12 protein-coding genes are annotated in these 13,192 nt (G+C 39.6%); all 12 read left to right on the top strand.

Translation table 11 applies throughout. The annotated features are described in order from the left end of the window. Positions 1 to 84: 84 nt before the first annotated feature. The gene (locus ACMFKV_RS01320; RefSeq protein WP_413154288.1) at positions 85 to 1,209 is read left to right on the top strand and encodes a PhoH family protein; all 1,125 of its coding nucleotides are present in this window, start codon (positions 85 to 87) and stop codon (positions 1,207 to 1,209) included. Then, positions 1,206 to 1,682, top strand: coding sequence for an rRNA maturation RNase YbeY (ybeY, locus tag ACMFKV_RS01315; RefSeq protein ID WP_413154287.1), 477 nt, complete (start codon positions 1,206 to 1,208; stop codon positions 1,680 to 1,682). The genes ACMFKV_RS01320 and ybeY overlap by 4 nt, the downstream gene beginning before the upstream one ends. 98 nt (positions 1,683 to 1,780) lie before the next feature. Continuing rightward, the gene (locus ACMFKV_RS01310; protein WP_336287727.1) at positions 1,781 to 2,800 is read left to right on the top strand and encodes a hemolysin family protein; all 1,020 of its coding nucleotides are present in this window, start codon (positions 1,781 to 1,783) and stop codon (positions 2,798 to 2,800) included. Continuing rightward, positions 2,763 to 4,397, top strand: coding sequence for an apolipoprotein N-acyltransferase (lnt, locus tag ACMFKV_RS01305; protein WP_413154285.1), 1,635 nt, complete (start codon positions 2,763 to 2,765; stop codon positions 4,395 to 4,397). Before ACMFKV_RS01310 ends, lnt begins: the two co-directional genes overlap by 38 nt. A gap of 148 nt (positions 4,398 to 4,545) precedes the next feature. Then, positions 4,546 to 4,959: a helix-turn-helix domain-containing protein gene (locus ACMFKV_RS01300; RefSeq protein WP_332059779.1), complete on the top strand. Its 414-nt coding sequence runs from the start codon at positions 4,546 to 4,548 to the stop codon at positions 4,957 to 4,959. A gap of 130 nt (positions 4,960 to 5,089) precedes the next feature. Next, positions 5,090 to 6,358, top strand: a complete 1,269-nt coding sequence (gene metK / locus ACMFKV_RS01295) for a methionine adenosyltransferase (RefSeq protein WP_336287725.1) — start codon at positions 5,090 to 5,092, stop codon at positions 6,356 to 6,358. After that, positions 6,355 to 7,056: a tRNA (guanine(46)-N(7))-methyltransferase TrmB gene (locus ACMFKV_RS01290; protein ID WP_413154284.1), complete on the top strand. Its 702-nt coding sequence runs from the start codon at positions 6,355 to 6,357 to the stop codon at positions 7,054 to 7,056. Before metK ends, ACMFKV_RS01290 begins: the two co-directional genes overlap by 4 nt. Positions 7,057 to 7,208: 152 nt before the next feature. Then, a complete protein-coding gene (rimP, locus tag ACMFKV_RS01285; RefSeq protein ID WP_336287723.1) occupies positions 7,209 to 7,814 on the top strand; it encodes a ribosome maturation factor RimP in 606 nt (201 codons plus the stop codon). A 70-nt stretch (positions 7,815 to 7,884) separates the two neighbouring features. Beyond that, complete coding sequence (gene nusA / locus ACMFKV_RS01280) at positions 7,885 to 9,498, top strand: transcription termination factor NusA (protein WP_336287722.1); 1,614 nt, start codon at positions 7,885 to 7,887, stop codon at positions 9,496 to 9,498. Next, positions 9,499 to 10,134: an RNA-binding protein gene (locus tag ACMFKV_RS01275; RefSeq protein ID WP_336287721.1), complete on the top strand. Its 636-nt coding sequence runs from the start codon at positions 9,499 to 9,501 to the stop codon at positions 10,132 to 10,134. Further along, positions 10,131 to 12,653 (top strand): translation initiation factor IF-2, encoded by a 2,523-nt coding sequence (gene infB / locus ACMFKV_RS01270; protein ID WP_413154283.1) that lies wholly within the window; start codon positions 10,131 to 10,133, stop codon positions 12,651 to 12,653. The genes ACMFKV_RS01275 and infB overlap by 4 nt, the downstream gene beginning before the upstream one ends. A 126-nt stretch (positions 12,654 to 12,779) precedes the next feature. Continuing rightward, positions 12,780 to 13,187, top strand: coding sequence for a 30S ribosome-binding factor RbfA (gene rbfA / locus ACMFKV_RS01265; protein WP_413154282.1), 408 nt, complete (start codon positions 12,780 to 12,782; stop codon positions 13,185 to 13,187). The last annotated feature ends 5 nt before the right edge of the window (positions 13,188 to 13,192 follow it).

Raw genomic sequence — 13,192 nt, 5'->3', positions numbered from 1 at the left:
TTTTGAAATTAAAGTGATCGCACCTAAAATTTATAAAATTTACTCAAAAAAGTGTGCGACACTCAGTAGATATGGGAGAATAGGTTGAAAACTTCAACCGAAAGCGTGAAGCGTATTAAAGAGAAAATAAGGTCTTGTCCTGAAAATACTGGTAACTCAGAAAAAGCACGTGCATCAAGTGTTAACCATGTTGTTTTAATTTTTGAAAACAACAAATATGCAAAAGCAGTATTTGGTCAATTCGACGAAAATCTTACTTATATCGAAAAAAAGTTTAAGATTAGTGTTTATCCGCGCGGCAATGAAGTTTCAATTCGTGGGAAGGTAGCTGCTACGAGGCGTGCACAATATGTATTACAGCAGCTTTATGAACGCGCCAAAACACATCAAGAGCTCACTTTATCGGATATAGAAGGAGCAATTGCTATGGCAAATTTTCCTCAAGAACCCCAAAAATTGCTAAAAATAACCCAATCTGCGACAAAGCATATACCAGCACAGTTGAGTACTCATAAAAAAGTAATCCATGCCCGAACCCCGACACAAGATACTTATATACGCGCAATGGAACATACTGAACTTGTTTTTGGTATAGGTCCAGCAGGAACAGGCAAAACATATCTCGCTGTTGCACATGCTGCAGCACTCCTAGAGCGCGGTATCATTGAACGAATCATCCTCTCACGTCCTGCCGTTGAAGCTGGGGAACATCTAGGCTTTCTTCCTGGTGATCTTAAAGAAAAAGTTGATCCGTATTTGCGACCGCTCTACGATGCTCTCTATGACATGATGCCAGTCGAAAAAGTAGAGCGCATTCTAGCTTCTGGTGTCATAGAAATTGCTCCTCTTGCTTTCATGCGTGGACGAACACTTGCTCATGCAGCTGTTATTCTTGATGAAGCACAAAATACCACGCCCATGCAAATGAAAATGTTCCTCACGCGTCTTGGAGAAGGAACGCGAATGATTATTACTGGCGATATCAGCCAAATTGATTTACCTATAGGACAAAAATCAGGTTTAATTGAAGCAATCCGCATTCTCTCACACGTAGACAATATTGCAATTATTCGTTTTAATGAAAAAGATGTTGTGCGCCATCCTCTTGTTGCTGCTATTGTTCGTGCTTATGATAACGACCTTGGTGAACAAAATAAAAAATACCACTCTCATCCCCTTCATCAAAAAAATAAATTCGACTCATCATGATTACTATTGATATAACTATTGAGAACTCTGGGTGGAATGATAAGCAAATGCTTTATAATATCACTGAAAAAGCGTTAAAAACTACAATGCATCATGTTTCATTGGAGAATGTTGTAAGTGAAGTTAGTTTGCTTTTTACGGATGACAAACATATGGCACAGATCAATGCACAATGGCGTAATAAAAACAAACCTACTAATGTGCTGTCCTTTCCTGCTTTTCCTCTTAAAGTTGGGCAGCCCCCTAGGCTTATGCTTGGTGATATTGTCATCGCACGAGAAACTGTCGCGCTTGAAGCCAAGAAAGAAGGAAAATCATTCGAGGATCACTTGACGCATATGATTGTTCATGGTGTCCTCCATCTTCTTGGCTATAATCATGAAATAGACGATGAAGCTCAGCAAATGGAAAAGCTCGAAAGAGAAATCCTTCAAAAACTTTCCATAAAGGATCCCTATATTGAATTGTCTTAAAAGGATAAGATTAACTTTTTAAATTAATATGACAACCATACAATTTAAATCACCTTATGTATCTGGTATAAAAATAAAATTTAGAATATTTGAGAATCATGGCAGACAAAGTTAATGCACAAAATAACAGTCACACATCTTCTAATATTGAAGAACATCCCCCTCAGCGAACAAATCATACAGAAAAACATTCCCTGATAAATCATTTATTTTCATTTTTACGTGGTCGCAATTACACGTCACTGCGCGATGATCTTACCATTGCACTGGCTACTGACAATGAAAAAGACGCATCTCTCTTCTCACCTGAAGAGCGTATTATGCTTCACAATATCTTACGCTTACGCGAAGCACGCGTTGATGATGTTATGATTCCGCGTTCTGAAATTGAAGCGTTAGAAATAAACACTCCTCTCGGAGAAACTCTTAAATGTTTTGCAAAAATTGGTCATTCTCGCATACCTGTTTATGCTGAAACCTTAGATGATCCACGGGGAATGATCCATATTCGTGATATCCTTAATTATATAACGCGCTTCATTACCAAGTCATCCCAGATCGAAAAAACATCCGACTTGCTTCAGTTAAACCACACAGATTTGCATATTCCAATTGGCGAACTAGATCTGATTCGAACTGTTCTCTTCGTTCCTAGCTCCATGTTAGCAAGCAAATTACTAACGCGTATGCAAACTACACGAACACAAATGGCTTTGGTTATTGATGAACATGGTGGCACAGATGGTTTAGTTTCTATGGAAGATATTGTCGAGCTGGTCGTTGGTGATATCGAAGATGAACATGACAATGTTGATAATGCTATTGTGCGCGAACCTAACAATAAATGGCTTGTTGATGCAAAAACAGAGTTAGAAGATGTAAAAAAAGCTCTTGGACCTGACTTTATCGTAGGAGAACACGGTGACGAAGTTGATACCATTGGTGGTTTAATCGTTTCTATTCTTGATCGTATTCCTACAAAAGGTGAAGTCATTAAAGCCGTGCCAGGCTATCAATTCCGTATTTTAGAAGCCGATAAACGTCGAATTAAGCGATTGCGCATTTTTCGTATCTCGGAAAATGAAAATTTTAAGCAAAATGTTATTTCTAAAGAATAGCCGAGTATCTTTTAATAGCTTCATGCTTTTCTTGTTTGCTGTTACTGGCTGGAAACGGCAAGCAGTAGTGTTTTTGTGTGGTGCGTTTACGTCTTTTGCACTTCCACCCTTTTGTTTCACGCCAGTCTGCTTTTTAACTTTTCCCGTTTTTATTGTCTTTCTTGACAAAATAAGTGCCATTCAAAACAATAAAAAACGCCTTCTAACCTATGCTTTAAGTTGTGGAACCTTCGGCTTCAGTTACTTTATTTGCAGCCTTTGGTGGCTGGGAAATGCTTTATTGATAGATCCTGTTACTTTTGGCTGGGCAGTACCATTTGCTATTCTTTGCCCTCCTCTCTACCTTTCTCTTTATTGGTTTTTTGCTGGTTTTATTGTTGGTTTGTTGTGGACAAAAGGAATAGCACGCTTCTTTACCTTGGCTTTTGCGCTAGGCTTGGCAGAGTGGTTACGTGCTATTCTGTTCACAGGATTTCCATGGAATGCCCTTGGTTATACAGCTATGCCAACCCCGATATTCATGCAATCAGATGTCATAGTAGGGCTTTACGGAATGAATATTCTTGCTGTTTTAGCCTACAGTCTACCAACTGTTTTCTTAACGAATGAAAAAAAGAAATTTGCACTTTTTCTCTGCCTATCCCTTATATTAGCCCACAGTGGTTTTGGACTTTATCGTCTCAATACAGCACCCAACACAGCTGATTATAAAAAAAGCAATCTTTGGGTACGTATTGTCCAGCCCTCTATCAAGCAAAACGCAAAATTGGATAACACTGTACCAAGAGCTATATTAACAACTCATATGAACCTAAGCGCTACGCCAACAGCCAATCACAAACATGAACCTGACTTTATCATATGGCCTGAAGCATCCGTCCCCTATATTCTCAATGATTCGCCCGCTCTTGCAGTGCATATTGCTTCTCTTCTCAAACCTGAACAATGGGCTATTATTGGAGCTGTACGCACCGATAATAATTCTCTTAATGCTCAAACGCGGCATTTTAATACAATCGCGGTGGTTAATGCAAAAGGTGATATTCTTAATACCTCCGATAAACTTCATCTAGTTCCCTTTGGTGAATATCTTCCCTATCAGAATTTGTTGAATAAAATTGGACTGCATGCCCTTGCTGATAATATAGGTGGATATAGTGCTGCTAGTGTACGCAAAACTGTCACAATGCCAAACGGCTTTTCTTATCTTCCGTTGATTTGTTATGAAGCAATATTTCCTAATGAAATGACTTTTAAAGGTTCCCCTCCTCAAGCAATTATTAATATTACAAATGATGCGTGGTTTGGCGTTACACCTGGTCCATACCAACATTTTCAACAAGCACGATTGCGCGCAGTTGAATTGGGGATTCCCCTCATACGCGTAGCCAATAATGGAATATCAGCTGTTATTGATTCTTATGGGCGAATCGTTGTAGCTCTTAAACAGAATGCTATTGGCATCATTGATTCACCAATTCCATCACCTATTCCTCCTACATGGAGCAACAAATACAGAATATTCTCCACTTTCATCTTATTCATTCTTATGCTATTGTGTTGCGCTGTTTTTGGTTTTACAAAACAGTCTAAGTAATCAAGTGCCCATGTATATGATATTGCACCTTGCATATCAGTGACGTTGGGAAAAAATATTACATATTCTCTTAATTGTGTGATAGACTAACCTCACATAAATCTGATGTTGGTTTGGAAGTAAAGCGCTGAAAATGAAGAGTTGCATTATGACCGATACTAAAAAAAAGCCCGATCCTATAGATATTTATGTCGGAACCCGTATTCGTTTACGTCGTAACATTTTAGGACTTACCCAAGAAAAATTGGGGGAAAAACTAGGCATCACTTTCCAACAAATCCAAAAATATGAAAAAGGTACAAACCGTATTGGTGCAAGCCGTCTTCAAGCAATTGCAGAAATTATGGATGTGCCTGTTTCTTATTTTTTTGATAAAGGCATTGCTACACAACATATAGAAGGTTTTGCTGAAAGCGATAGCAATTTTATGGATTTTTGCTCCAGCAATGAAGGAATCCAACTTATGCGAGCTTTTACTAATATCTCTGATGCCAAAGTACGTCGAAAAATTATTGATTTGGCTAAAGCACTGTCTGAAGAAGATTTGACAAATAAACTATAAAATAAAAAAATTATATCCTTTTCCTTTATCACTTCATAAATCAACATTGACGATTTGCCATGGGATTGGCAAATAGACAGTCTTAATAAACATTAATAGAGTATTCATTTTCTTTTTTGAAGGAGCTTCTATGCCGCATCAAGATTATCTTTTTACTAGTGAATCGGTATCGGAAGGACACCCTGATAAAATTTGTGATCGTATTTCCGATGAAATTGTTGATATGGTCTACAAAGAAGCTCAAAAAACTGGTACCGATCCATGGCTGGTACGAATCGCTTGCGAAACTTTAGTAAGTGTAAATCGTGTTGTTATTGCTGGTGAAGTACGTGTTCCTGATACACTGTTAAAGAGAGATAAAAATAAAGAATTTATCTATGATGAAACTGGTTTTCCGCTCATTAACCCTACTCGTTTTCGAGCAGTAGCACGCCGTGCTATTCGTGCAATTGGTTATGAACAATTAGGCTTTCACTGGAAAACTGTTAAAATTGATGTTTTTTTGCGCCCTCAATCAACAGATATTGCTCAAGGTGTTGATAATGCAATAGATCGACATGGTGAAGAAGGAGCAGGTGATCAAGGTATCATGTTCGGGTATGCTTGCCGAGAAACACCAGATCTCATGCCCGCGCCAATTTATTATGCGCATAAGATTTTAGAGCTTCTTGCCGCAGCCCGCCATAAACAGGAAGGAGAAACTGGGAAATTAGGACCAGATGCCAAAAGTCAAATAACAATACGGTATAAAAATGGGCAGCCTATAGAGGTAACATCCATCGTTCTTTCGACACAGCATTTAGATGAAAATTGGGATTCTAATAAAGTCCGCACAGTGGTTGAGCCTTATATTCGTCAAGCTTTGCATGACATTCCCATTTCTGCTCAATGCAGTTGGTACATTAACCCAACAGGAAAATTTGTTATCGGTGGTCCCAGAAGCGATGCGGGATTAACGGGACGCAAAATTATCGTTGACACTTATGGAGGTGCAGCACCTCATGGTGGAGGAGCTTTTTCAGGAAAAGATACAACGAAAGTTGACCGTTCTGCAGCTTATGCTGCACGTTATCTAGCTAAGAATATTGTTGCAGCTGATTTAGCAGAACGATGCACTATTCAACTATCCTATGCAATTGGCGTTGCACAACCCTTATCCATTTATCTTAATCTTCATGGAACAGGCAAAGTTGATGAAAGTGTTCTGGAAGCTGCAATCCGCAAAATAATGGATCTTTCACCGACAGGTATCCGCAAGCATCTTAATCTTAACAAACCCATTTATACAAAAACAGCCGCTTATGGTCATTTTGGACGCAAACCAAAACCTGATGGCTCGTTTTCATGGGAAAAAACTGATCTCATTAAAAAGCTTCAAACAATGGTTAAAGTACCATGATTGTATATAACAGGCATATGAGTGGGGCTTTTTTTGGTCGCCGACAAGGAAAACGGCTACGAAATAGTCAGCTTGTACGTATAAAAACACTTCTTCCAACTCTTAACATTGATTTAAGTCACCCTACACCCCGAGATTTAACGTCCTTATTTTTCAGCAAAGTAAAAGAAGTCCGGCTTGAAATTGGCTTTGGTGGTGGTGAACATTTACTTCATGCAATGGAATATTTTCCACAAACTGGTTTTATCGGTGTAGAGCCCTTCATCAATGGCATGGCAAAAATATTGATGTCTATTGAACAGCATAAACAACACCAAAATCATCTTCGCCTTTATAATGATGATGCCACGCATCTCCTTGATTGGCTACCAAATGCATCACTTGATGGCATAGATCTTTTCTATCCTGATCCATGGCCTAAAAAAAAGCATTGGAAACGACGCTTCATTAATATAAAAAATCTTGATCGTTTTGCTCGTGTTCTCAAAACAGGTAGAAAATTTCGCTTTGCCAGCGATATAGATAGTTATGTAAACTGGACCCTATATCATTGTATACACCATAACAGCTTTGAATGGAATGCAGAAAGCCCCCAAGATTGGAAAATTCCTTATCCATTATGGCTAAGCACTCGCTATGAAAAGAAAGCTTTACGCGAAGGACGAACACCTACCTATCTTACTTTTATCAAAAAATAAATGATGAACCGCTTTATTATAAACAACTTGAAAAATTTTGAATTTAAGAGTATCAATGGGTAAATTCTTGGTCTTATGATGAGGAGTGGGCTATGTAGACCCGCTCCTTTTTAATATCATGAAGCTCATGGAACCGACTTGGATAAAGTAGTATGAACAACACTGAAAGAATAAGCAACATTGATGAGCCACGTCTATTTGAAGAAAATGGCATTGAAGCACAGGTTGCTGCTCTTATTATACCGCTGCTTAAGCCTTTAGGTTTTCGTTTGGTTCGCGTAAAACTTCTTGGCTTGAATGGTTTAACGCTTCAGATTATGGTTGAGCACGCTGATGGCTCCATGACAATAGAAGATTGTGAAACTGTTAGTCGAACTGTTTCTCCTCTTCTTGATGTACAAAATGTTATTGAACGCAAATATCATTTAGAAATTTCATCTCCTGGGATTGATCGTCCATTGGTAAGAAAGTCTGACTTCTTTTATTGGGAGGGACATATTGCAAAAATTGAAACAAAAATAACAATTGATGGACGCAAAAAATTTCGTGGAACGCTCACAAATATTACACAAGATGGCTTTACTTTAAACACCGATAAAGCCGCTTATGGAGAAGCCATGTATACCTTTATTCCTTTTGATAGCATCATCGATGCGCGTTTGGTGCTTACCGATGAACTTATTCGTGATACGTTGAAAAAAAATAAAGATTTAAGTCAACAATTAACTCTTAAAGATAATTCTAACATCTCAAAATAAGCACTATATTATGAAAATTAATATCACTGGGATCAATACCCATCGTGTGGCATAAAGAAGGAGAAAATCGATGGCTACAAGCGCTAACAGGCTTGAAATTCTGCAAATTGCAGATGCTGTTGCACGCGAAAAATCGATTGACCGTGAGATTGTCATTTCTGCGATGGCCGATGCTATTCAGAAAGCAGCGCGTTCTCGTTATGGTCAAGAAACCAATATCCGTGCTGAAATTAATTCCAAAACAGGTGAAATTAAATTACAACGCTTGCTTAAAATTGTTGATGTCGTTGAAGATTATACAACTGAAATCACATTATCTGATGCACTTAAACATAAAGTAGACGCAAAAATTGGTGATTTTTTTTCCGACCTTTTGCCTCCCATGGACTTTGGACGCATCGCAGCACAATCTGCTAAACAAGTTATTGTACAAAAGGTACGCGATGCGGAGCGTGATCAACAATATGAAGAATTCAAAAATAAAGTTGGTAAAATTGTTTCTGGTACAGTAAAACGCGTAGAATACGGCAATGTGATCGTTGATCTGGGACGTGGTGAAGCTATTGTGCGACGTGATGAATTAATTCCACGTGAAGCTTTCCGTTATGGAGATCGTATTCGTGCCTTTGTCAATGATGTGCACCGCGAACAGCGAGGTCCACAAATTTTTCTTTCACGCACACATCCCCAGTTTATGGTGAAGCTTTTTACCATGGAAGTGCCCGAAATCTACGATGGTATTATAGAAATTAAATCTGTTGCCCGTGATCCAGGCTCACGTGCTAAAATTGCCGTTGTTTCACGCGATGGCTCGATCGATCCTGTTGGAGCGTGTGTTGGAATGCGAGGGAGCCGTGTTCAAGCTGTCGTTTCAGAATTACAAGGCGAAAAAATTGATATTATTCCTTGGTCTCCTGATGCTGCAACATTTATCGTCAATGCACTGCAGCCTGCTGAAGTTTCCAAAGTTGTCCTTGATGAAGATGCAGAACGTATTGAAGTCGTTGTACCTGATGATCAGCTTAGTCTCGCTATTGGTCGTCGTGGACAGAATGTGCGTTTAGCTTCACAATTAACAGGATGGAATATTGATATCCTAACGGAACAAGAAGAATCTGAAAATCGTCAAAAAGAATTTACAGAACGCAGCAAGCTGTTTATGGAATCCTTAGATGTTGATGAAATGATTGGACAAGTTATGGCATCAGAAGGTTTTTCCTCCATTGAGGAAATTGCCTATATTGACCTTGAAGAAATCGCCTCCATTGATGGTTTTGATCATGAAACTGCAGCAGAAATCCAAAGCCGTGCACGCGACTATCTAGAACACAAAGAAAAAGAACTCGATGAAAAGCGTAAAAAACTCGGTGTCTCTGATGAACTGCGCACACTTCCTGGAATGACAAGTGCTATGTTAGTTGCTGTTGGTGAAGATGGTGTAAAAACAATGGAAGATTTTGCAGGCTATGCAGTTGACGACTTGGTTGGCTGGAGAGAACGTAAAGAAGGGCAAACACAAAATTTTTCTGGGATATTGAGCTCTTTTGACATTACACGCGCTGATGCAGAAGCTATGATTTTAGCTGCGCGTGTGCAAGCAGGCTGGATAGACCAAGCGGATCTTGTTACAGAAACTTCTGTAGAAAACGAAACAATAGATGATTTGAATGTGGATACACTTTAAATGAATGGACGGACCTGTATTGTGACAAGAAAAAATGCTTCAGCAAAAATGCTGATCCGTTTTGTTATTGGTCCCAATAATCAAATTGTCCCTGATCTTAAAGCCAATTTGCCTGGACGTGGCGTATGGGTCTCTGCTAACTACTCTGTCGTTGAGGAAGCAGTCAAACAAAAAGCTTTTAAAAAAAGCTTTAAAACAGATGTTGAGGTTGCATCAGATCTTGCGCATATTGTAGATACACTTTTGCTAAAAGCTGCTCTTGGAAGCCTTTCCATGATGCGAAAAGCAGGTGCTATTGTCACGGGGGCAACCAAAGTTGATGCAGCTATCCGCTCTGGTCAAGTCATTCTCGTACTTCACGCTAAAGGAGCTACAGAAGATGGGAAACGAAAAATTTCACAAGCCATTCATACAATACAACAACAAACAAACCAGAACATAAAAACCATATCTTTATTTACAAGTGATGAAATGAGAATGGCTTTTGGGACTAATCCTGTAATGCACACAGCCTTATTGAATACGAAAGCTGCAGAAGGGTTTCTCAAAACATTATACAAGTTGATCGCCTATCGTGATGACAAGCATAGTAAGCCTAGTGAGATGACGGCACAAGTCGTGAAGGAAATACAATGAGTGAAAATAATAACGACAAAACAACAGTCAAGAGGACACTGACCTTAAAACGGTCAGTCCTAGAAACTAGCACGGTCAAACAAAACTTTAGCCATGGCCGTACGAAGGCTGTGGTCGTCGAAACTAAACGGCGTAAAATTACGCGACCTGATGAAAAAGCTGAAACACCGCAGCAAATTACGAAACCACACGTGGCTCCTCAACGCTCTAAACCACGGTTTGAAGAAGCAATGCCGAGTGAGCCTGTAGCCAAAAGTGATCTCTCATCAGCTGAAATGGAAGCGAGATTTCGTGCATTAGAAGAAGCGCATATTCAAGAAAAAATAATGCGTCAAAAAGCCAAAGAAGAAGAAAGACGCGCTAAAGAACGTGAACAAAATTTGCAGCAAAAAGCACAGGAAGCAAAAATACATCAAGAAAGTGAAAGCTCTACGATAGAAGCTCCATCCCTTTCCTCTTCTGTTCCCCTAACAGAACCGATAGACATTCCCGTCACGCCTAAAAATACAACTACGATTGAAAAACGTAAAGTAGATGACAATAAAGATGATGACAGACATAATCGACGTACAAATTCTGCTAAATCAGAAGTGCGTGCACCCAAAATTGTAAAAGGTGCCGATGAACGACGTCGTGGAAAAATTACCCTCAATAGTGCACTAGACGAAGAAGGAAGTGCACGCGGGCGCTCAATGGCTGCAATGCGCCGCAGACAAGAAAAGTTTAAACGTGCACAAAACCAAGAGCCAAGAGAAAAAATTTCCCGCGAAGTTATCCTTCCTGAGACTATTACTATTCAAGAACTTGCGCAGCGCATGACTGAACGCTCCGTCGATGTGATTAAATTTCTGATGAAACAGGGACAAATGATGAAACCTGGCGATATTATTGATGCAGATGTTGCCGAGCTCATCGCGGTTGAATTTGGTCACACTGTTAAACGTGTTCTAGAATCTGACGTAGAAGAAGGCATCTTTAATATAGCTGATAATCCTCAAAAAATGCAGCAACGCCCACCAGTCGTAACCATTATGGGTCATGTCGACCACGGAAAAACTTCTCTTCTCGATGCTATTCGAAAAGCAAATGTTGTTTCTGGTGAAGCTGGCGGCATTACGCAGCATATTGGTGCTTATCAAGTAGAAAAAAACGGTCAAAAGATTACCTTCATTGATACTCCTGGGCATGCTGCCTTTACAGCTATGCGTGCTCGTGGAGCTCGTGTTACGGATATCGCCGTTCTGGTTGTCGCCGCTGATGATAGTGTCATGCCGCAAACAATTGAATCAATCAATCATGCGAAAGCTGCTGGTGTGCCCATTATTGTTGCTATCAATAAAATTGATAAACCAACTGCTGATGCACAAAAAGTGCGTACAGAGCTTCTACAACACGAAGTATTTGTTGAAACTATGGGGGGAGAAACTTTAGAAGTCGAGGTTTCTGCTAAAACTGGTCAAAATCTCGATAAGCTTCTCGAAGCTATTCTCCTTCAAGCTGAGATGCTTGATTTAAAAGCAGATCCAAAACGAACTGCAGAAGGTGTTGTCATTGAAGCCAAACTGGATCGTGGTCGTGGATCTGTCGCAACAGTTCTTGTCCAAAAAGGAACACTACATCCTTCTGATATTATTGTCGCTGGTAATGAGTGGGGTCGTGTACGCGCCTTGATTGACGATCATGGTCACCATGTAAAAGAAGCACTCCCCTCTACACCCATCGAAATTTTAGGTATGCAAGGTACACCACAAGCTGGTGACCGTTTTGCTGTTGTCACTCATGAAGCAAAAGCACGGGAAATTGCTGAATATCGTCAACGATTAGCACGCGATAAAGCTGTAGCTCGACAAACTGGTTCGCGCGGTTCTCTTGAACAAATGATGACCAAATTACAAACCACTGGTGTTCAAGAATTTCCTCTTATTATTAAAGGAGATGTACAAGGATCTATTGAGGCAATTGCTTCAGCATTAGAAAAACTTGGGAATGAGGAAGTGCGTGCACGCATTGTGCATTCTGGTGCTGGTGGTATCACTGAAAGTGATATTTCTCTCGCTGAAGCTTCCAACTCTGCCGTAATTGGCTTTAATGTTCGAGCCAATAAACAAGTTCGTGATTCAGCCAAGGTACAAGGAATTGAAATTCGTTATTATAACATCATTTATGACCTTGTTGACGATATAAAAGCCGCTATGTCAGGATTGCTCTCACCAGAGCAGCGTGAGACTTTCCTTGGTAATGCTGAAGTTTTAGAAGTCTTTAACATTACAAAAATCGGAAAAGTTGCTGGATGTCGCGTTACAGAAGGTAAAATAGAACGTGGGGCGGGTGTTCGCCTTGTCCGCGATAATATTGTCATTCACGAAGGAAAACTTAAAACACTCAAACGCTTCAAGGATGAAGTTAATGAAGTGCAAAGTGGTCAAGAATGTGGAATGGCATTTGAAAATTATGAAGATATCCGTGCTGGAGACATCATTGAAACCTTCCGCGTCGAGCATATTCATCGCACATTATAAAAATCCAATGGCTTTACTCTTTGTAAAATGAGAAAAGTTATTGGGTTTTATACGCAATGCCTCTGTTTTTTCTTATCTTTTAAAGTAATCAAGCAAAAAGGAATTGTAACTTAAGGTACAACTTCAATGAAAAATGCAAATCCATCACAACGACAATTAAGAGTGGGAGAACAGGTGCGTCACGCGGTAGCTCATATACTGCAGCGAGGGATTTTATTTGACGATGCTTTGAAAAACGTTGTGATTTCTATTTCTGAAGTGCGCATGTCTCCAGATTTAAAAATTGCTACCTGTTTTGTTTCTCTCCTCAGCACTCTTAATAATGCGTCCCATGCCGATGTTATTCATATCCTCAATAAACATAACCGTTTTATCCGTGGCGAAATAAGTTATTCACTGCGACAAATGAAATATATGCCTGAACTGCGTTTTCGACTTGATAGCAGCTTCGATAATTTTGCAAAAATTGATGCTCTGCTTCGCTTACCCGAGGTAGCACGCGATCTGCACAATCATCATAAGCATGAGGATTAAAAAAT

The organism is Bartonella propinqua (assembly GCF_047263965.1).
Taxonomy (GTDB): Bacteria; Pseudomonadota; Alphaproteobacteria; order Rhizobiales; family Rhizobiaceae; genus Bartonella.
This window is presented reverse-complemented; position numbering and strand designations above follow the sequence as displayed.

Bases quoted from the DNA above. Each gene is read 5' to 3' on its own strand.
- ybeY (WP_413154287.1), top strand. From the start codon at position 1,206: ATGATTACTATTGATATAACTATTGAGAACTCTGGGTGGAATGATAAG.
- ACMFKV_RS01310 (WP_336287727.1), top strand. From the start codon at position 1,781: ATGGCAGACAAAGTTAATGCACAAAATAACAGTCACACATCTTCTAAT.
- lnt (WP_413154285.1), top strand. From the start codon at position 2,763: ATGAAAATTTTAAGCAAAATGTTATTTCTAAAGAATAGCCGAGTATCT.
- ACMFKV_RS01300 (WP_332059779.1), top strand. From the start codon at position 4,546: ATGACCGATACTAAAAAAAAGCCCGATCCTATAGATATTTATGTCGGA.
- metK (WP_336287725.1), top strand. From the start codon at position 5,090: ATGCCGCATCAAGATTATCTTTTTACTAGTGAATCGGTATCGGAAGGA.
- ACMFKV_RS01290 (WP_413154284.1), top strand. From the start codon at position 6,355: ATGATTGTATATAACAGGCATATGAGTGGGGCTTTTTTTGGTCGCCGA.
- rimP (WP_336287723.1), top strand. From the start codon at position 7,209: ATGAACAACACTGAAAGAATAAGCAACATTGATGAGCCACGTCTATTT.
- nusA (WP_336287722.1), top strand. From the start codon at position 7,885: ATGGCTACAAGCGCTAACAGGCTTGAAATTCTGCAAATTGCAGATGCT.
- ACMFKV_RS01275 (WP_336287721.1), top strand. From the start codon at position 9,499: ATGAATGGACGGACCTGTATTGTGACAAGAAAAAATGCTTCAGCAAAA.
- infB (WP_413154283.1), top strand. From the start codon at position 10,131: ATGAGTGAAAATAATAACGACAAAACAACAGTCAAGAGGACACTGACC.
- rbfA (WP_413154282.1), top strand. From the start codon at position 12,780: ATGAAAAATGCAAATCCATCACAACGACAATTAAGAGTGGGAGAACAG.